This window comes from Cupriavidus sp. BIS7, from assembly GCF_000292345.1.
GTDB lineage: Bacteria > Pseudomonadota > Gammaproteobacteria > Burkholderiales > Burkholderiaceae > Cupriavidus.
Genome location: NZ_ALOU01000025.1, coordinates 1 through 18,448, shown reverse-complemented (window position 1 = coordinate 18,448; position 18,448 = coordinate 1). Strand labels below are relative to the sequence as shown.

Sequence of the window (18,448 nt, the reverse complement as noted above, 5' to 3'; positions counted from 1 at the left end):
CATCACGAGGATCACATGGCAGACTTGTCCGCCTTTCCCATTACCCGCAAATGGCCGGCGCAGCATCCGGACATCCTGCAGCTTTACTCGCTGAATACCCCCAACGGCATCAAGGTATCGCTGATGCTCGAGGAAACCGGCCTGCCGTATGAACCGCACCTGGTCCGCTTCGACAAGAACGACCAGTTGACGCCGGAATTCCTGTCGCTGAACCCGAACAACAAGATCCCGGCGATCATCGACCCGAACGGTCCGGGCGGCAAGCCGCTGGCGCTGTGGGAATCGGGCGCGATCCTGATCTACCTGGCCGAGAAGACCGGCAAGTTCATGTCGGCCGATCCGGCCCTGCGGTACGAGACGATCCAGTGGGTCATGTTCCAGATGGGCGGCATCGGCCCGATGTTCGGCCAGGTTGGCTTCTTCAACCGCTTTGCCGGCAAGGACTTCGAGGACAAGCGCCCGCGTGACCGCTATGTGGCCGAATCCCGCCGCCTGATCAGCGTACTGAACGATCGCCTGCGCGGCCGCCGCTGGATCATGGGCGACGACTACACGATCGCCGACATGGTCACGTTCCCGTGGGTCCGCAATCTGCTGGGCTTCTATGAAGCGGGCGATCTGGTTGGCATCCAGGACTTCCCGGAAGTCACGCGCGTTCTGGACGCCTTCATGGCCCGCCCCGCCGTGCAGCGCGCCATCAATATCCCGAAGCGCCCCGAGTAAGCATGGTCATGCGGGGTAGCCCAGCGATGCACTGATCGCCGCGGCTTCCTCGCGCACCGCGCGGCCGACCGGCCCGTCTATCGAAGCATCGAAGCCACCGGTCGCGCCCAGCGCCGTCAGCACCGCGCAGACACGCCCCGTGTAGTCGCGCACCGGCGCCGCCACGGCGCTGATCCCCTTCAGATTGGTATCGCGTACCGCCGCGCAGCCCTGCGCGCGCACGGGTTCGCGCAATTGCCCAAGCGGATCGTCCGCATCGAGCAGCGCGCGCTGGTCCGGCGTCAGCGCATCCAGTTCCGCAAGCGCCAGCGCCTGCACGCTCGATTCGTCGAGCATGCCCAGGAACACGCGCCCGGTGGCCGACCACAGCAGCGGCATCACCGATCCGACACGCACGTTCACCGTGACCGGCAGTCCCGGTTCCTCGATGCGCACGATGGTCGGCCCCTTGTTGCCCATCACGGCGACGAAGCATGTCACTTCCAGCCGCTCGCGCAGGCGGATCAGCGAGGCCTCCGACAGACGCAGCGGGTCGGCCTGCCGCATCGCCGCCAGCCCGATCTGCAGCGCCTCGAAGCCAAGGTGGTACTGCTGCGTGCCCGCCTCCTGCGCCACAAACCCCTCCTCCATCAGGCTCACCAGATAGCGGTGGACCTTGGCCGGGCTTTCGTCGATCTGCGCGGCGATGGCGGTCAGGCTGGCGCGGCCGCCCAGGCGCGCCAGCCCCTTGAGCACGGCCATGCCGGTTTCGGCGGCCTGCACGCGCTGGCGGCGCTCGCGCGGGCGCGGGGCTGGGGCTGGAACCGCGGCGGGGGCGGATTTGTCGGGTGTCGTAGACATGGCGGCTGAGGTTAACCCTCAATTCAACGATTACGCAATGCGTATATGATTTACGCAAAACAGGCCAAATACCATCCGGCCAAACACCGAGGAGACAACCCGATGCCCCGCTTTCAGCCTGCAGCGCTGCTTGTTTCGACCGTCGCGACCGTTGCGTCCGTGACGTGCATGACCTTCACCGCCGCCGCGCACGCCGCCGACACCTATCCGACCAAGCCCATTCGCTGGATCGTGCCGTACGCCGCCGGTGGCGGCTCGGACTTCCTGGCGCGCACGATCGGCAAGGGGCTGTCGGAAAAAATCGGCCAGCCAGTGGTCGTGGACAACAAGCCTGGCGGCAACACGGCGATCGGTGCGACCGAGACCGCGCGCTCGCAGGCCGATGGCTACACAGTGCTCTCCGCCGACAACGGCACGCTGGTGTTCAACCCCGTCCTGTACAAGACGCTGTCCTATAACCCGACCCGCGACCTCGCGCCCGTCACGCTGATCGGTCGGTTCCCGATGATCCTCGTAGTGGGTCCGGGCAGCACGGCAAAGACGGCGCAGGAATTCATCGCCCAGGTCAAGGCCACGCCGGGCGGCATCAACTATGGCTCGGCCGGTGCAGGCAGCCCCCATCATCTGGCGATGGAGTTGCTCAAGGTGGAAGCGCACCTGACCATGACGCACGCGCCTTACCGGGGCGCGGGGCCGGCACTCTCCGATGTGGCCGCCGGCCAGATCCCGGCGATGATGGTCGACTACGCGGCCGGCGCAGGCTTTATCAAGGGCGGCAAGGTACGCCCGCTGGCAGTGGCCAACGCCACGCGGCTGCCGCAGTTGCCTGACGTGCCGACATTCGCCGAGCTTGGTTTCAAGAACGTAGAAGCCGCCGCACTGGTTGGAATGGTGGTACCCGCGGCCACACCGCCCGACGTGATTGCCACGCTGAACAAGCAGGTGGTGGCCGCGATCAAGGACCCGGGCATCAACAAGAAGCTTGTCGAGTTCGGCGTGGAGCCGGTGGGCAACTCGCCCGCGCAATACACGGACCTGCTGCGCAATGAAACCACGCGCTGGACCAAGCTGATTCACGACCTGAAGATCTCCCTGGACTAAGCCATGTCGCAGACGAACGCGCCGGCCCGCAGCGGCGGCTGCCCCATCGACCATAGCGCGCTGCGCGCGCCCGACGGTTGCCCGGTCAGCCATCAGGCCGCCGCGTTCGATCCGTTTGAAGACGGCTACCAGCAGGACCCGCCCGAGTATGTGCGCTGGTCGCGCGAGCAGGAGCCGGTGTTCTTCAGCCCGAAGCTTGGCTACTGGGTGGTGACGCGCTACGACGACATCAAGGCGATTTTCCGCGACAACATCACCTTCAGCCCATCCATCGCGCTGGAGAAGATCACGCCGACGGGCGACGAAGCCAACGCCGTGCTGGCGTCATACGGCTACGCGATGAACCGCACGCTCGTCAATGAAGACGAGCCCGCGCACATGCCGCGCCGCCGCGCGCTGATGGAGCCGTTCACGCCTGCTGAACTGGCTCACCACGAGCCGATGGTGCGCAAGCTTGCACGCGAGTATGTCGACCGCTTTATCGACGACGGCCGCGCGGATCTGGTCGACCAGATGCTCTGGGAAGTGCCGTTGACCGTGGCGCTGCATTTCCTCGGCGTGCCCGAGGAAGACATGGACATGCTGCGCCAGTATTCGATCGCCCATACGGTCAATACGTGGGGCCGGCCGAAGCCCGAGGAGCAGGTGGCCGTGGCCCATGCCGTTGGCAATTTCTGGCAACTGGCCGGCCGCATCCTGGACAAGATGCGCGAGGACCCGTCCGGCCCCGGCTGGATGCAGTACGGGCTGCGCAAGCAGCGTGAGCTGCCCGAGGTGGTCACCGATTCCTATCTGCACTCGATGATGATGGCCGGCATCGTGGCGGCGCACGAGACCACGGCCAACGCATCGGCCAATGCGATCAAGCTGCTGCTGCAACACCCCGACGTCTGGCGCGAAATCTGCGAAGACCCTGCGCTGATCCCTAATGCGGTGGAGGAATGCCTGCGCCACAACGGCTCGGTGGCGGCATGGCGGCGCATTGTCACGCGTGACGCCGAGGTTGGCGGCATTGCGCTGCCGGCGGGCAGCAAGCTGCTGATCGTCACGTCGTCCGCCAACCATGACGAACGCCATTTTGCCGATGCCGACCTGTTCGACATTCATCGCGACAACGCCAGCGACCAGCTCACGTTCGGCTACGGCTCGCACCAGTGCATGGGCAAGAACCTCGCGCGCATGGAGATGCAGATCTTCCTGGAGGAACTGACCCGCCGCCTGCCCCACATGCGCCTGGCCAAACAGCGCTTCACCTACGTGCCGAATACCTCGTTCCGTGGACCGGAGCACCTGTGGGTCGAATGGGACCCGACACGGAACCCGGAGCGCACCGATCCGTCCGTGCTGGCCCCGCGCGACGCCGTGCGCATTGGTGAGCCGACCGGCGGGACCACAGGCCGCACGCTTGTGGTCGAGCGCGTCGAGCACGCCGCAGACAATGTGGTGAAGATCCGGCTGGTGTCGCCAGACAGCCGGCCGCTGCCACGCTGGTCGCCGGGCTCGCATATCGACGTCGAATGCGGCAACACGGGCATCTCGCGCCAGTATTCGCTGTGCGGCGACCCCGCCGATACGGGCGCGTTCGAGATTGCAGTACTGCGCGAGCCTGAAAGCCGTGGAGGCTCCGCCTGGATGCACTCAAGCCTGCACGCCGGCGACAAGCTCAAGGTACGTGGCCCGCGCAACCACTTCCGGCTGGACGAAGGTTGCCGGCGCGCGATCTTTGTTGCCGGGGGCATTGGCGTGACGCCTGTCAGCGCCATGGCGCGGCGTGCGCGCGAACTCGGTATCGACTACACGTTCCACTATTGCGGGCGCGCGCGGCCTGCCATGGCGATGGTCGACGAACTGCGCGCGCTGCATGGCGACCGCCTGCACGTCTACGCGCGCGACGAAGGCCAGCGCGCCGACTTCGCGCAATTGCTCGGCACGCCCGACGCGGACACGCAGGTCTATGCCTGCGGCCCGGCACGCATGATCGAAGCGCTGGAGAATTTGTGTGCCGCGTGGCCCGAGGATGCACTACGGGTTGAACACTTCAGTTCGACGCTGGGCACCCTTGACCCCGCCAGGGAGCAGCCGTTCACGGTCGAGTTGAAAGACTCGGGGCTGACGCTCGAAGTACCTGCCAATCAAACGCTGCTGGCCACACTACGCAGCGCGAACATCGACGTACAAAGCGATTGCGAGGAAGGCCTGTGCGGATCGTGCGAAGTGCGCGTGCTGGCCGGCGAGATCGATCACCGCGACGTGGTGCTGACGCGCACCGAGCGCGAGGCGAACAATCGGATGATGGCCTGCTGCTCGCGCGCGGTGAAGGGCGGGAAGATTGTGCTGGTGCTGTAGGCGCGCCGTGGTTGTTGATGCGCTGAACCCTCTCCCCCTGCCCCTCTCCCGCAGAGCGGGAGAGGGGAGCCAACCGACAGAATTCGACATGCCCTTGGTGGTCTCCCCTCTCCCGCACGCGGGAGAGGGGTCGGGGGAGAGGGCCAGCGCGTCAAAAGGCAATCACGCGCATCGTCGCACCCATCAAGGATGCCGCGCCAGTACCCCGCGAATCGTTTCGGCCAGGTCCTTGGCCAGGAACTTCGACACATAGGCGTCCGCGCCGACCTTGCGCACGTGTTCCTCGCTGGCCTCGCCGGACAGCGAGGAGTGAATCACCACGGGCAGCGATTTCAGCCGCGCATCGGCCTTGATCTTGCGCGTCAGCGTAAAGCCGTCCATCTCCGGCATTTCCAGGTCGGTCAGCACCAGCGCGACCTCGTCGCGGATGTTTTGCCCCTTGCTGGCGGACAAGTCGGCGATCTGGCCCAGCATGTCCCAGGCTTCCTGACCCGTCTTGGTCATCACCACCTGCACGCCCATCGCCTTGAGGCCGTTCTCGATCAGGCCGCGCGCCAGTGCGGAGTCGTCGGCGCACAGTACCTTGCTGCCCGGACGGATGTTCAGTGCCGGGCCAACGGTGGCCGGATCGACATCGGGCTGGCGCGTGGGCAGCACGTCGCGCAGGATCTGCTCGACATCGAGCACCTGCACGAGGCGCGGATTCTCGCCACCTGCGTCAAGCCTGGCGATGCTGGTTACCAGCCCGCCCTTCACGCTGGTTTCGGCGGAAACTACCTGGCTCCAGTCCATGCGGACGATTTCCTCGACCGCCTCGACGGCGAAACCCTGTGTCGAACGCGCATACTCGGTCACGAGCATGATGTTCAGGCCGGATTTCGGCTTGCACTCCAGCAGGCGCGGCAGGTCGATGACCGGGATCACCTGGCCGCGAATATCGGCCATGCCCAGGATCGACGGCTCGGCACCCACCACGGTCGTGATCTGCGGCATCACCAGGATCTCGCGGACCTTGAACACGTTGATGCCGAACAGTTCGGACTGCCCGCTGTGTGTCGCTTCTCCCAGTCGGAACAACAGCAACTCGAACTGGTTGTTGTTGGTCAGGTTGGTGCGCTCGTCGATGTCTCTCATCGCGCTGGTCATGCTCATGCTCCGCTGGGGTAGGTGATTACGGGTGTTGCCGAAGGACTATCGGCCACGGCCACTTCAACCTTTAGCCTGCCGGTGGGCCGAATTGGTGGTTGTGACGGCGGTTGTGACGGATACCGCGCCCGGCTTGCTGCCTTGTGCGCCACCGAGGGAAATCCCTGAGCCGTGGAAAGCACCGGAAACCCCGGATTATTCGGCACCCGGCATGTTCCGCATGTCCCACCGATGATGAAGCGGGCGTTGCGCTGGCCTACCTTTGAGCCTCGCCGGATCCCGCCCGTCAGAGGTGGCCGACCGGCCCCGGCCCGATGGCCGGACACCGAGGAAAGAGCAACCCGCACCCCTGGTCCATGCCCATGGACCAACCGATGCCGACGGGAACTCTGCCCTCGCAACCGGAACCACGTGAGACGAGGCCGACGCCCGATCCGTACGCGGACGTGCGCGGTGCCCCTGCAAGGAGACAGTCAATCATGATCGAACAGCCCTATCCGTCCGTCACGGACGCGGATGCCGCTCGCCCCAGCGCGGAAGGCAAGATCGACCAGTATTTCCAGATCAGCGCGCGCGGCAGCACGCAGCGCCGCGAGATCGTCGCCGGCATCACCACCTTCATGGCGATGGTCTACGCCGTATTCGTCGTTCCCGGCATGCTCGGCAAAGCCGGATTCGATACCAGCGCGGTCTTCGTCGCCGTATGCCTGACCACGGCATTCGGCTCCGTGCTGATGGGCCTGTGGGCCAAGCTGCCAATCGCCATTGGCTGCGCCATCTCGCTGACCGCGTTCATGGCCTTCGGCCTGGTGCTGGGCCAGCATCTGTCGCCCGCGGTTGCGCTGGGCGCGGTATTCCTGATGGGCGTGGTGTTCACGGCGATCTCGGTCACCGGCGTGCGTAGCTGGATCCTGCGCAACCTGCCTGCGGGCGTGGCGCACGGCGCCGGCATCGGCATCGGTCTGTTCCTGCTGCTGATCGCATCGAATGACGTTGGACTCGTGGTCAAGAATCCCGGCCCGGGCCTGCCTGTGGCACTGGGGCATTTCACGTCGCTTCCGGTGATCATGTCGGTCCTGGGCCTGGCCGCGATTTTCGGCCTTGAGCGCCGTCGCGTGCCGGGCGGCATCCTGCTGGTGATCGTGGCGATCTCCGCGCTTGGCCTGGTGCTGGACCCGTCCGTCAAGTTCACTGGCGTGTTTGCGCTGCCGTCGCTGTCGGCGCCGGGCCACACGTCGCTGATCGGTGCGATGGACATTCGCGGCGCGCTGTCCGCCGCCGTGCTGCCTAGTGTGCTGGCGCTGGTGATGACCGCCGTTTTCGACGCCACCGGCACGATCCGCGCCGTGGCCGGTCAGGCCAACCAGCTCGACACCACGGGCCGCATCCACAACGGCGGCCGCGCGCTTACCGCCGACTCGGTCAGCTCGATCTTTTCGGCCTTCTTTGGCGGCGCCCCCGCTGCGGCCTATATCGAATCGACGGTGGGCGTGGCCGCGGGCGCACGCACGGGCCTGGCCGCAGTCACCGTTGGCCTGCTGTTCCTGGCCGTGATGTTCTTCTCGCCGCTGGCCGGCCTGGTGCCGTCCTACGCCACAGCTCCGGCGCTGATGTACGTGGGCCTGCTGATGCTGTCGAGCGTTTCGCGCCTGCATATGGACGATCTGGTCGATGCGCTTTCGGGCCTGGTCTGCGCAGTATTTATCGTGCTGACCTGCAATATCGTCACCGGCATCATGCTTGGCTTCAGCACGCTGGTGGTCGGCCGCATCGTCTCGGGCGAATGGCGCAAGCTGAATATCGGCACAGTGGCCATTGCCGTGGCACTGGTCACTTTCTATGCAGGTGGCTGGGCGATCTGACAGAGCGGCCAATCACCGATAAAGATGTCTCCTCCACCTGGGATCACCGGTGGATTTCCGAGCCTCCGGGTACTTTCCCCCGGAGGCTTTTTTTTTCGTTTTCCCTCCCCGATTGCGCATGCCCTGGCGCAGCCAGATTCCAGTCGCGCCGAAAACCTGACAAGAATATCGGCGCCGACAGTCACTGGCGGCGAAGACATCATGTAAATCGTCCCCCAATCGAAATCCGATCGGTGCAACCATCGAAATCCGCTTATCGGGCTAGCGGCGATACGAATTCACAATAATCCGGGTGGTCAATCTGCCGCGTTTTGGTTAGCATGCGGCTCAGCGCCAGCCGGAAGAATTCCTTCACGATATCGGGCTGCCTTGCGCGAGCTATGCACTGAATTGCAGCACATCCAACACGGTATTTTTGCAGCTTGTGTTTGAATCGTGCTTTTCCGGATATTTATTTGTACTATTTTCTATAGTGCGGTGGCGTTACGAAGTCTGTAACATGCCGCATGCAATCTGAAACGGGGATCCAAAAAATGCCGACCTACAAGCAATTGCTGGCTGAAAAAGAAGCTCTGGAAGCCAAGCTCAATGAAGTCCGTGCCAATGAAGTGGCTGGCGTGATCGAACAGATTCGCCAACTCATGGCGGATTACGATCTGACTGTCGAAGATATTGCACCGAAGCGCCGTCGCGGGCGTCCGGCCGGTAGCGGCACCGGCACCGGTACCGCTGCGGCACGCAAGACGTCGTCGCTGCCGCCGAAGTATCTCGATCCGAAGACCGGCAAGACCTGGTCGGGTCGCGGCCGCGCACCGGCCTGGCTCGGCAAGCGTCCTGAGCGCTTCCTGATCGAACAGGCGTAATCACGCGGCTGGCGCCCGGCACGCGGCGCAAGGCACGCCAATCAGCGCGCCTCGCACAGATATTCGCTGCGCAGCGCGCGGAAACCCTGCTGTGTCGGCTCCAGCGCCACCGTTGCGCTGCCGTCTTCCGCCGGCTGCAGCCGCAGCACACGGGCCGAGCAATGCTCGGCCTTTTCATCTCTTGAATACCGGATCTCGTACTGCGCGCCCGCCTGCGGGATGAATGACACCCCTGCCGCGCAGCGAACCTCCTCTGCCGGCGGCGCTGCCGTCGAGGTCACGGCAACATAAAGCCGCTTGCCCACTGCCACCTTGCGTTCGCGCGTTCGCGACGGCGGCTCGGGCGAACTGCCGGCCATTTCCAATCCCCTGTCACGCCCCATCGCCGCAAGCTGTTTGCCCGTGCCCGCCAGCACCAGTGGCCAGGGCGCCTTGGGGCAGCTGGACGGGTCCAGCACGTTGAACGTCGTCCGGTCGTCGGTGCTGGTCATCACGCGCACACTGGCGTACGGAGCGTCGGGAGGCACGCGATACTGCGTCATGCAACCGCCCAGTACGGCAGCGGAAAGGACGCAAGACATGGCAGCAAACCGGATCGAGCGCATAGCAAGCACAAAGCCGAAAGTTGACCGAGAATGACGCCAAAGCATAGCCGGGCAGCATCTTCCCCGGCGTGCGCTGTAACACTTTGAGGATATCCACAGATTCTGTGGATATCCTGACCCGACGACTCGCGCGGGCCCTGTATGTGCGGCATCGCACTGGACTGCTCAAAATTTCAGCAGACCGATCTTCCTCCGGTCCCGATGCGTGAACTAATCAATGTACGTCATGAATGGGCGCGCCCCAAGGCCGGGCCGCCATCGGCCCCGCCGGGCGGATTGTCACGCCAGCGCTCGGCCAGGAAATCGACAAAGGCACGCACGCGTGGCGGCGCCAGACGACGTTGCGGCATAACGGCGTAGATGCCGTTGGTGGCGAGCGGATAGTCGGGCAGTACCTGTACCAGACGACCGGCGCGCAGGTCGTCGCAGACATGCCACACCGAGTGCATGGCGATGCCAAGACCGGCCAATGCGGCGTCGGCCAGCAGTTCTCCAGTATTGGCTTCCACGCGGCCGCGCACCCGCACGGCAACTTCGCCCCCTGCGCCGTCGCCGAGCCGCCAGACATCGGCACGCCCCTGGCTCCCAACCAGGATCAGGCACTGATGATTGGCAAGATCCTGCGGCGTACGCGGCCAGCCGTGTTCACGCAGGTAATCGGGCGAGGCGCACAGCAGCCGCTGGTTGTCGGCCAGCTTGCGCGCCACCAGTGTCGAGTCCTCCAGCGTGCCGATGCGAATGGCCAGGTCGAAACCGCTGCTGACCAGATCGAGGACATGGTCGGTCAGATGCATGCTGACGTTCAGGTTCGGGTAGGTACGCAGGAATTCCGGCAGCAGCGGCGATATGTACAGCCGCCCGAACGTTGCCGACGTGGTCACGCGCAGCGTGCCCGCAATGCCCGCACCGGCCTGGCGCAACGACCCCGACAGCGCTTCAAGATCCTCCACCAGCGCACGGCCCTGCTCGGCCAATACCGCGCCCTCCGGTGTGGCATGCAGGCGGCGCGTGGTGCGGTGCAGCAGCCGCACACCAAGATCGCGCTCCAGCCGCTGCAGCCGCTGGCTGGCAACCGCCACCGAGAGATCCAGGCTGCGGGCGGCGGCGCTGATCGAACCGAGATCCAGAACCCGCAGGAACAGCGCAATGTCGCCTATGCGATCCATGATTATCAATATTTCATTGAAACTGATTATTGATATTGCCCGTTTTTCACAAGATGGAGAAGACCCAGACTGCAGCCTTCTTGGAAGGACTCGCAGGAGAATCCACATGGCCGCGCCCCAGGCTTCCCACCCCGCCGCATCCGGCTCGCGCGAGCGAATGCCCGTTGCACTGTATGCATTGACCGCCGGATCGTTCGGCATCGGCTGCGCCGAATTCGTGATCATGGGCCTGCTGTTGCAGGTCTCGGCCGACCTGGGCATCACGATCGCCGCCGCCGGCATGCTCGTATCGGGCTACGCGCTTGGCGTGTTCGCCGGTGCGCCGGTGCTGACACTGCTCACGCGCCGCATGCCGCGCAAGGCCGTGCTGATGGCGCTGATGCTGATCTACACAGTCGGCAACGCCGCGTGCGCGCTTGCGCCCGACTACACCACGCTGATGATTGCGCGCGTGATCACCTCGCTCACGCATGGCACGTTCTTCGGCGTTGGCGCCGTGGTGGCGACGGGCCTGGTGCCGGCCAACCGCCGCGCATCGGCCATCTCCGTCATGTTCTCGGGCCTGACACTGGCCACGCTGCTTGGCATGCCAGCCGGCGCCTGGCTGGGTCTGCAGTTTGGCTGGCGCGCGACGTTCTGGGCGATGACGGTGATCGGGATCATCTCGCTGGCGGTGATCGCACTGCTGGTGCAAAGCAGCCGCGACGACAGCACGCAGGTGCGTCTGGTCGACGAGCTGAAGACGATCGTCCGCCCGCAGGTACTGCTGGGCCTGCTGATGACGGTACTGCAGGCAATCGGCATCTTCGCGGTCATCACGTATGTGCAACCGCTGCTGACCAAGGTCACCGGCTACGGCGAAGCCGCCGTATCGCCGATCCTGCTGCTGTTCGGCGGCGGCATGATCATCGGCAACCTGCTGGGCGGGCGCATGGCGGATCGCCGGCCCACCGGCGCGCTGCTGGGCGCGCTGGCGATGCTGACCGTGGTGCTTGCAACGATGACGTTTTCGCTGCACAGCCGTGTGGCAGTGGCGGCGTTCGTCGGCATCCTGGGCATCGCGGCATTCTCGACCGTGTCGCCGCTGCAGTTGCGCGTGCTGCGCCACGCCCATGGCGCCGGACAGAACCTGGCTTCGAGCTTCAATATCGCCGCATTCAACCTTGGCAATGGCATCGGCGCATGGCTTGGCGGCGTGGTTGTGGCGCATGGCCCCGGGCTTGCCGCGCTGCCGTGGGTAGCTGCACTCGCGCCTTTGGCTGCACTGGGTATTGCCCTGCTGGCCGTACACATGGAACGCAATGCGCCCGATGTAGGCAAGGCGCCCGGCATCGGTCTGGCGGCCGACGCGTCCTGAGGCCAGGCATCTACATCTCGCTTGATACCGGTCAACGAGGGTCCGGAGGTTCTTCACGATGATGCCCGATGATGCGGGCGTCATCGGTCCTTCCACGGACCCTCTGGCCACGGCCAACACGAAGGCCAACTTCATGGCACCCGCGATTGTCTCCGTGCATTGCTTCGATCGCCCGCCATGTTTGATGAAACCGAACTCTACGACCGGATCCAGCACGACTTTCCGCTCGACGCCCGTCCCTATCAGCGTGCCGCATCCCCACTCGGCCTGTCCGAGCGCACAGTCCTGAGCCTGCTTGCGCGTGATCTCGGCAGTGGACGCATCAGCCGTATCGGCGCGGTCTTCGCGCCCAACTCGATTGGTGCCAGCACACTGGCCGCGCTGGCCATTCCGGCCGCCCGCATGGAACGCGTTGCGGATCGACTGAGCGCCGACCCGGCGGTCAGCCACAACTATGCCCGCATCGGCCACCACTACAACCTCTGGTTTGTCGCCGGCGCGCGCAACCGCGAGCAGCTCGATGCCGTGCTCGACAGCATCGCGTTCGATATTGGGCAGAGGCCGATCGACCTGCCGCTAGAGCGCGAATATCACATCGACCTTGGCTTCCCGCTGGGAAAAGGCCGTCGCGCAAAAAAGCCGCTCGCAAGGCGCGCGCCACCAGCATTCGCAACGCGGCCCGAGATGGAAGACTGCGACTGGCGCCTGGTAGCTGCCCTGGAGGCAGGCCTGCCGCTGACACCGCAGCCCTATCACGCCCTGGCCAGACGTTGCGGGCTATCTTTAAGCGAAACCCTGAGCCGCCTGGCCCTGTGGCGCGGAAACGGCGTGATTCGCCGTTTCGGCGTCATCCTGCGCCATCACCACTTCGGGTACAAATACAACGCGATGTGTGTCTGGAACGTGCCAGATGCCCGCGTCGATGCCATCGGCATGCGCATCGCCACCCTGCCGCATGTCACCCTGTGCTACCGGCGTCCACGGCGGCTGCCCAACTGGCAATACAACCTGTTTGCGATGGTTCATGCGCGCAGCATGCATGAACTCGACATGACCCTGGCACGGTTCGATGCGATCGGCGGGCTTGCCGCGATGCCCCACGCCGTGCTCCGTGCCAGCCACTGCTTCAAGCAGCGCGGCACGCGCTACGGCAGCATGGCGGTTGCCTGAACATCGCCGTGCTGCCGCGCCACTGCAGCGGCACTTCGATCACGAGGTGCCGGTGGCGGGAAACAGCACGGAAAGCCGTGCCGCAAATGATCCAACCCAGGCCGGCCGCGGCGCGGCATCGAGCCAGTACTTGACCTCCAGACCGAGCGCGGTGTCGCCGCTTATGGAAAGGCGCCGCTGGAAGAACAGCGTATCGGTATCGGCATCGCCGCTGATCAGCTTTAGGTAATCAGCCACCTTGGCACGCAGCGTCAGGTCGGTTGCGGCGCCATGGAATGGGCCCGGCACGAAGCGGCCATTTGCACACCGGAACCGCACCTCCAGGCCAATATCTTCGACCGTCAGGCTGAACGTATGCCCGTTCAGCGCCTCGGGCGGCTGCAGCCAGCCAGAGCGGCGCATCGCCTCCAGCGTCAGCACGAATGGTACGGCGCGCGCCGGCGCGGGCAGCCGCCGATGCACGCGCGAGATCAGTCCAGTCAGGATCGTCATGCCCCGGCCTCCTCTTGATTCATCCACTGAATGCCGGGCTTGCCAGACCAGTAGCCATTGCTCGGCGTTGCATCGGCAGGCATGACCGGGCTCGGTGCCGCCGCGCGCAGGCCGTTACGAATCGCATCGAGATGCGCGACCGCTTCGAACGTGCCGGACGCATGCGGGCTGATGCGCATCAGGTCGATGCCGGCCGCCGCCATCTGCGGGACTTCGGCGCACAGGTCAAGGCAGGTAGCCGATTGTGTCTGGATACCGTTCAGCGTGAAGAACGCCTGGCCCTCGCCCGTGGCGGCAACCAGCCCGTCCGGGTAATCGAGGCAGCGGAACTCGCAGGCATCCTTGCGCAGGCGGTGGTGGCGCGCGGTAAAACAGCGTGCCGAGAACGCAAGCGGCATGCGCCCCCAGACCATCGCTTCAAGCTCCAGCCCCGCGGGGCGGGCCATGGAGAGCGATGCCATGGTCTGGCCATCCATCTCGATTGGCACGGTGCATCCCGTTGCGCCGAGCGAGGCCAGCCACGCCAGTGTATCGGCCTGATAGACGTTCAGATGGGGGCCTGCCACGAATGGACGCCTTGTCATGCAGCGCACGGCGCCAAGGTCGTTGGCTTCAACGAGGTAATCCTCCTGCGTGCAGACGCGGCGCATGACCGCGATGTCGCTGTCGGACTCGACCAGCACCGGCGTGGACAGCACAACCTGCTTGCCCGCTTCACGCAGCATCTGCGCAATATCGAGCCAGTCGGCGTGCCGCATTTCGTGGCGGCGCGTGCAGACTGCCTCGCCAAGGTAAACGCGATCGACGGCACTGTCCGCAACCGTCGCATAGAACTGCATCACGGTCGCTCGCGGCCAGTAGTAGAGCAAGGGACCAAGGGAAATGCGGAACGAAGGAGTTTGGTGTGTGGACATTGCCATGTGAGGTTCCGGCTTATGGATTTCAGCGACTCTTGGAAACCGATTCAGAACGAAGCGAAGCGGTTCTGGCTAGACGCGCGGCCGCAGACAGTACAAGTGGTACGGCCAGGCCGCGCAACGACGCCAGAATCGTTCTGAAACGGTTTCCTACCGCCAGGGGCGCTCGTAGGCGCCTTGCGTGACTTGATCACCTTCGGCATGCCGCCCCAGTGCGGCCTGCCATTCCTGGCGCGGCGCAAAGCGTTTCGGGTCTCGGCACGCGTCGTCGATGGCCGCGCGGAGCACGCCGACCACATCGGCCACGTAGCGCGGACTGCGCTGGCGGCCTTCGATCTTGATGGCCGCTATGCCGATATCGATCAGCGTGGGAAGCAGCGAAATGGCGTTGAGGCTGGTTGGTTCCTCGAGCACGTAGCCGCGCTCGCCTTCAACCGTGAAGCGGCCCTTGCAGAGCGTTGGATAGCCAGCCGGCTCGCCGGGGCCGTAGCTGTCGATCAGGATGCCGGAGAGCCGCGCGTGCATCGTGCCATCGTGTTCGTCCCAGCGCACCGCATGGGCTGGCGAGCAGACGCCCTTGTTGTTCGGCGAATCACCGGTGGCGTAGGATGACAGCAGGCAGCGGCCTTCCGCCATCACACAGAGACTGCCAAACCCGAATACTTCCAGTTCGATATCGGTCTGGCGGGCGAGCTTCGCGATCTGCGTCACCGTGAGCACGCGCGGCAGCACCACGCGGCGAATGCCGAACTGCTCGCGCATCAGTTCGATGGCGTCGGCGTGGGTGGCAGAGCCCTGCACGGACAGGTGGATGCGCAGCGACGGGTGGCGTTGCGCGGCATAGGCGATCAGGCCGGGGTCGGCCATGATGACCGCATCGGCGCCCAGTGCGGCGGCCGCATCGACGGCCCGTCGCCACTGATCGACGTGACCCATCTGCGCGAACGTATTGATGGCGAACAGCACTTCGGCGCCACGTGCGTGGGCCTCCGCGACGCCGGTACGGATATCGTCCTCGCTGAAGTTCAGACCGCCGAAATTACGCGCGTTGGTGGCATCGCGCAGACCGAGGTAGACCGCATCGGCGCCGTGCTGCAGTGCCGTGCGCAACGCTGCCAGCGAGCCGGCCGGCGCCACCAGTTGAGGACGGCGCGCGTGCGCCGCCGGAGCTTGAGTCATCGCATCGGATCCGGAAAAGGAGTTTCCGGATGCTAGCGATACGACGATAGTAGGCCTTTGACTGGGCGCAAACGAAATGAAAGCGCGACGATGGAGGTCCTGAGGATCTCAACCCTGCGTTTGGCGCGTGCGGCCTGCGCCAAGCCGCGATGAAAGTTCATCGGCCAGCGCGCGCACCTGCGTGCCGATGCGTTCGCCGGTGGGCGCATCGATCTCGCTGGTCAGGTAGCTCACTGCAATCGCCCCCACCGCGCGTGCGCGCGTGGCGTCGAACACGGGCGCGCCGAAGCACGTCATCCCGTCACGCATCTGCCCGTTGTCGATCGAATACCCAAGGCTTCGTACCTGATCGAGTTCATCGATCAGCGCTTGCGCCGTGGGCACGCTCGCGCGCGTAAGCGGCGCCGGCATGCCCGTGGAGAACAGGTGCCGGACTTCGGCGGTCGGCACGGTACTGAGCATGGCCTTGCCCGTGGCCGTATAAGGTGCGGGCAGCCGCATGCCGATGCGAAACGTCACGCCGAGCGGGAGATCGCCATTCTGGCAGGCCAGGTAGACGACCTCCGCGCCATCGAGCATCGACAGCGTGACCGTAGCGTCATGGAACGCATCGCTCTGGTCCCACAGCGTTCGGAATTCCTCGGCAATCTGTGTCTGCGACAGGAACGCGTTGGCCCAACTCATCACATGCGGCCCAAGCGCCATTGCCCCACCGGGCAGGCGCTTCAGCAGTTGCAACTGGACGAGCGTGTCGCACATGCCGTGCAGCGAACTCTTGGGCGCCCCGATCAGCCGGGTCAGGTCGGCCAGGCTCAGCGGTTCCGCCGCTGTCGCAATGGCGTCCAGCACCTGGACCGCGCGCACGACGGCCGGCGAGGTGGACTTGATCACCGGTGCGGCGTCGGGAGCATCTGGTGCATCGGAAGCGGCTCTGGCATAGGCTGTTTTTGGCATGGGCGCGATTGTATCGGAACGGTTCTGGCCCACTGGCAGTCTCCCCGTCATGGGCGTAAGATACCGTCACCGTTCAGCATACCGAATAACGTTCAATCTATTGAACGACATTATCTCAAGGAAATCAACCGGAGGATTTCGCCATGCAACTCAAGGACGCTTCGCTCTTCAGGCAGCAGGCCTATGTCGATGGCCAATGGATCGGCGCCGATTCTGGCGCAACATTCGATGTTGCTGACCCGGCCACCGGCGAAATCATCGCCAAAGTTGCCGATCTCGGCGCCGCGGAAACGGAGCGCGCCATTGCCGCCGCAGAGAAGGCCCAGAAAGGCTGGGCAGCCAAAACCGGCAAGGAGCGCGCCAATATCCTGCGCCGCTGGTTTGACCTGATGCTGGCCAACACGGACGACCTGGCCTACCTGATGACGCGCGAGCAAGGCAAGCCGGTGGCGGAAGCCAAGGGCGAGATCACCTATGCCGCAAGCTTCATCGAATGGTTTGCGGAGGAAGCCAAGCGCGTGGACGGTGAAGTGCTGGCCACGCCTGCCGCCGACAAGCGCCTGGTGACGCTGCGCCAGCCAGTTGGCGTGTGCGCCGCCATCACCCCGTGGAACTTCCCCGCCGCGATGATCACGCGCAAGGTGGCCCCGGCCCTGGCAGCGGGTTGCTCGATCGTGATCAAGCCCGCCGAACTGACCCCGCTGTCGGCCTTCGCGCTGGCCGAACTCGCGCATCGGGCCGGCATTCCCCCGGGCGTGCTGCAGGTCATCACGGGCGATGCAAAGACGATTGGCGGCGTGCTGACTTCCAGCCCGATCGTGCGCAAGCTCTCGTTCACGGGGTCGACCGAGGTTGGCCGCATTCTGATGGCGCAGTCGGCGCCGACCGTGAAGCGGCTGTCGCTGGAGCTTGGCGGCAATGCGCCGTTCATCGTGTTCGACGATGCCGATGTCGATGCCGCGGTGGAAGGCGCCATCGTCGCCAAATATCGCAACGGCGGCCAGACCTGCGTCTGCGCGAACCGTTTCTACATCCAGGATGGCATCTACGACGCGTTCGCCGCGAAGTTTGCCGAACGCACCGGCCAGCTTCGCGTGGGCAACGGCCTGGAGGCCGGCGTGGTGGTCGGCCCGCTGATCGAGGATGCGGCGATCGAGAAGGTCAGTTCGCTGGTCGACGATGCGACGTCCAAGGGCGGGCGCGTGCTGACCGGTGGCGGCAGGCATCCGCTTGGCGGCACGTACTACACGCCGACCGTAATCGCCGACGCCACAGCCGAGATGCGCATGGCGCGCGAGGAAATCTTCGGGCCGGTAGCGCCGCTGTTCCGCTTCAGGCACGATGACGAGGCCGTTGCCGCCGCCAATGCCACCGAGTATGGCCTGGCCGCCTATCTCTATACGCGTGACATCGCACGTGCCTGGCGCACCGCGGAAGCGCTGGAGTACGGCATGGTGGGGCTGAACACGGGCCTGATCTCGAATGAGGTTGCGCCGTTCGGCGGTATCAAGCAGTCTGGCGTTGGCCGCGAAGGCTCGCGCCATGGCATCGACGAATACCTCGAAATCAAGTATCTGTGCCTGCAGATGTGATCGGTGGCGTTCGCAGATTGTTCGCTCCCCTCTCCCATGAAATGGGAGAGGGGCCGGGGGAGAGGGTAGTGAGGTTCTGCTTGCCATCTGCCGCAAATTGAACCGCCGTGCCCTCTCCCCCAACCCCTCTCCCGC

At 64.9% G+C, this 18,448-nt stretch carries 16 protein-coding genes; 8 read left to right on the top strand and 8 right to left on the bottom strand.

All coding sequences use genetic code 11. The annotated features are described in order from the left end of the window. Positions 1-15: 15 nt before the first annotated feature. On the top strand, positions 16-723 hold the full coding sequence (locus B552_RS0110150) for a glutathione S-transferase N-terminal domain-containing protein (RefSeq protein ID WP_019448908.1): 708 nt from the start codon (positions 16-18) through the stop codon (positions 721-723). A 6-nt stretch (positions 724-729) separates the two neighbouring features. Here B552_RS0110150 and B552_RS0110145 read toward each other — a convergent pair whose 3' ends face one another. Next, the gene (locus B552_RS0110145) at positions 730-1,563 is read right to left on the bottom strand and encodes an IclR family transcriptional regulator (RefSeq protein ID WP_026035518.1); all 834 of its coding nucleotides are present in this window, start codon (positions 1,561-1,563) and stop codon (positions 730-732) included. Between the two features lie 168 nt (positions 1,564-1,731). Between B552_RS0110145 and B552_RS0110140 the strand changes: the two genes are divergently transcribed. Continuing rightward, positions 1,732-2,664 (top strand): tripartite tricarboxylate transporter substrate binding protein, encoded by a 933-nt coding sequence (locus B552_RS0110140; protein ID WP_237718188.1) that lies wholly within the window; start codon positions 1,732-1,734, stop codon positions 2,662-2,664. A gap of 3 nt (positions 2,665-2,667) precedes the next feature. Beyond that, positions 2,668-5,010, top strand: a complete 2,343-nt coding sequence (locus B552_RS0110135) for a cytochrome P450/oxidoreductase (protein ID WP_019448905.1) — start codon at positions 2,668-2,670, stop codon at positions 5,008-5,010. Positions 5,011-5,193: 183 nt separating this feature from the next. Here B552_RS0110135 and B552_RS0110130 read toward each other — a convergent pair whose 3' ends face one another. Beyond that, positions 5,194-6,156 carry a chemotaxis protein gene (locus B552_RS0110130; protein ID WP_019448904.1) on the bottom strand — a complete coding sequence of 321 codons (963 nt, stop codon included), beginning with the start codon at positions 6,154-6,156 and terminating at the stop codon, positions 5,194-5,196. A 479-nt stretch (positions 6,157-6,635) separates the two neighbouring features. Between B552_RS0110130 and B552_RS0110125 the strand changes: the two genes are divergently transcribed. After that, positions 6,636-8,018: an NCS2 family permease gene (locus tag B552_RS0110125; RefSeq protein WP_019448903.1), complete on the top strand. Its 1,383-nt coding sequence runs from the start codon at positions 6,636-6,638 to the stop codon at positions 8,016-8,018. 533 nt (positions 8,019-8,551) lie between these two features. After that, the gene (locus B552_RS0110120; RefSeq protein WP_019448902.1) at positions 8,552-8,881 is read left to right on the top strand and encodes an H-NS histone family protein; all 330 of its coding nucleotides are present in this window, start codon (positions 8,552-8,554) and stop codon (positions 8,879-8,881) included. A gap of 41 nt (positions 8,882-8,922) precedes the next feature. Here the strand turns inward: B552_RS0110120 and B552_RS0110115 are convergent, their stop codons facing one another. Together B552_RS0110115 and B552_RS0110110 are read right to left on the bottom strand one after the other, a co-directional pair. Continuing rightward, positions 8,923-9,462, bottom strand: coding sequence for a hypothetical protein (locus tag B552_RS0110115; protein ID WP_237718187.1), 540 nt, complete (start codon positions 9,460-9,462; stop codon positions 8,923-8,925). A gap of 248 nt (positions 9,463-9,710) precedes the next feature. Continuing rightward, on the bottom strand, positions 9,711-10,652 hold the full coding sequence (locus B552_RS0110110) for a LysR family transcriptional regulator (RefSeq protein WP_019448900.1): 942 nt from the start codon (positions 10,650-10,652) through the stop codon (positions 9,711-9,713). Between the two features lie 106 nt (positions 10,653-10,758). Here B552_RS0110110 and B552_RS0110105 point away from each other — a divergent pair, with 106 nt between their 5' ends. Both B552_RS0110105 and B552_RS0110100 read left to right on the top strand, forming a co-directional pair. Further along, positions 10,759-12,009 carry an MFS transporter gene (locus B552_RS0110105; RefSeq protein WP_019448899.1) on the top strand — a complete coding sequence of 417 codons (1,251 nt, stop codon included), beginning with the start codon at positions 10,759-10,761 and terminating at the stop codon, positions 12,007-12,009. 177 nt (positions 12,010-12,186) lie between these two features. After that, entirely contained in the window at positions 12,187-13,179 is a 993-nt protein-coding gene (locus B552_RS0110100) for an Lrp/AsnC family transcriptional regulator (protein WP_019448898.1), read from the top strand. Between the two features lie 39 nt (positions 13,180-13,218). Here B552_RS0110100 and B552_RS0110095 read toward each other — a convergent pair whose 3' ends face one another. The 4 genes from B552_RS0110095 to B552_RS0110080 form a co-directional block, all read right to left on the bottom strand. Continuing rightward, positions 13,219-13,671 carry an SCP2 sterol-binding domain-containing protein gene (locus tag B552_RS0110095; protein ID WP_019448897.1) on the bottom strand — a complete coding sequence of 151 codons (453 nt, stop codon included), beginning with the start codon at positions 13,669-13,671 and terminating at the stop codon, positions 13,219-13,221. Continuing rightward, on the bottom strand, positions 13,668-14,591 hold the full coding sequence (locus tag B552_RS0110090; RefSeq protein WP_019448896.1) for a U32 family peptidase: 924 nt from the start codon (positions 14,589-14,591) through the stop codon (positions 13,668-13,670). Before B552_RS0110090 ends, B552_RS0110095 begins: the two co-directional genes overlap by 4 nt. A 147-nt stretch (positions 14,592-14,738) precedes the next feature. Beyond that, entirely contained in the window at positions 14,739-15,767 is a 1,029-nt protein-coding gene (locus B552_RS0110085) for a peptidase U32 family protein (protein WP_019448895.1), read from the bottom strand. 108 nt (positions 15,768-15,875) lie between these two features. Further along, positions 15,876-16,721: an IclR family transcriptional regulator gene (locus tag B552_RS0110080; RefSeq protein WP_083860272.1), complete on the bottom strand. Its 846-nt coding sequence runs from the start codon at positions 16,719-16,721 to the stop codon at positions 15,876-15,878. Positions 16,722-16,864: 143 nt separating this feature from the next. Between B552_RS0110080 and B552_RS0110075 the strand changes: the two genes are divergently transcribed. Next, positions 16,865-18,313, top strand: coding sequence for an NAD-dependent succinate-semialdehyde dehydrogenase (locus B552_RS0110075; protein ID WP_019448893.1), 1,449 nt, complete (start codon positions 16,865-16,867; stop codon positions 18,311-18,313). Positions 18,314-18,448: the final 135 nt, after the last annotated feature.

Coding starts and splice junctions, on each gene's coding strand:
- B552_RS0110145 (WP_026035518.1), bottom strand. CDS start 1,563: ATGTCTACGACACCCGACAAATCCGCCCCCGCCGCGGTTCCAGCCCCA.
- B552_RS0110100 (WP_019448898.1), top strand. CDS start 12,187: ATGTTTGATGAAACCGAACTCTACGACCGGATCCAGCACGACTTTCCG.
- B552_RS0110140 (WP_237718188.1), top strand. CDS start 1,732: ATGACCTTCACCGCCGCCGCGCACGCCGCCGACACCTATCCGACCAAG.
- B552_RS0110150 (WP_019448908.1), top strand. CDS start 16: ATGGCAGACTTGTCCGCCTTTCCCATTACCCGCAAATGGCCGGCGCAG.
- B552_RS0110075 (WP_019448893.1), top strand. CDS start 16,865: ATGCAACTCAAGGACGCTTCGCTCTTCAGGCAGCAGGCCTATGTCGAT.
- B552_RS0110080 (WP_083860272.1), bottom strand. CDS start 16,721: ATGCCAAAAACAGCCTATGCCAGAGCCGCTTCCGATGCACCAGATGCT.
- B552_RS0110105 (WP_019448899.1), top strand. CDS start 10,759: ATGGCCGCGCCCCAGGCTTCCCACCCCGCCGCATCCGGCTCGCGCGAG.
- B552_RS0110085 (WP_019448895.1), bottom strand. CDS start 15,767: ATGACTCAAGCTCCGGCGGCGCACGCGCGCCGTCCTCAACTGGTGGCG.
- B552_RS0110135 (WP_019448905.1), top strand. CDS start 2,668: ATGTCGCAGACGAACGCGCCGGCCCGCAGCGGCGGCTGCCCCATCGAC.
- B552_RS0110120 (WP_019448902.1), top strand. CDS start 8,552: ATGCCGACCTACAAGCAATTGCTGGCTGAAAAAGAAGCTCTGGAAGCC.
- B552_RS0110095 (WP_019448897.1), bottom strand. CDS start 13,671: ATGACGATCCTGACTGGACTGATCTCGCGCGTGCATCGGCGGCTGCCC.
- B552_RS0110125 (WP_019448903.1), top strand. CDS start 6,636: ATGATCGAACAGCCCTATCCGTCCGTCACGGACGCGGATGCCGCTCGC.
- B552_RS0110090 (WP_019448896.1), bottom strand. CDS start 14,591: ATGGCAATGTCCACACACCAAACTCCTTCGTTCCGCATTTCCCTTGGT.
- B552_RS0110130 (WP_019448904.1), bottom strand. CDS start 6,156: ATGACCAGCGCGATGAGAGACATCGACGAGCGCACCAACCTGACCAAC.
- B552_RS0110110 (WP_019448900.1), bottom strand. CDS start 10,652: ATGGATCGCATAGGCGACATTGCGCTGTTCCTGCGGGTTCTGGATCTC.
- B552_RS0110115 (WP_237718187.1), bottom strand. CDS start 9,462: ATGTCTTGCGTCCTTTCCGCTGCCGTACTGGGCGGTTGCATGACGCAG.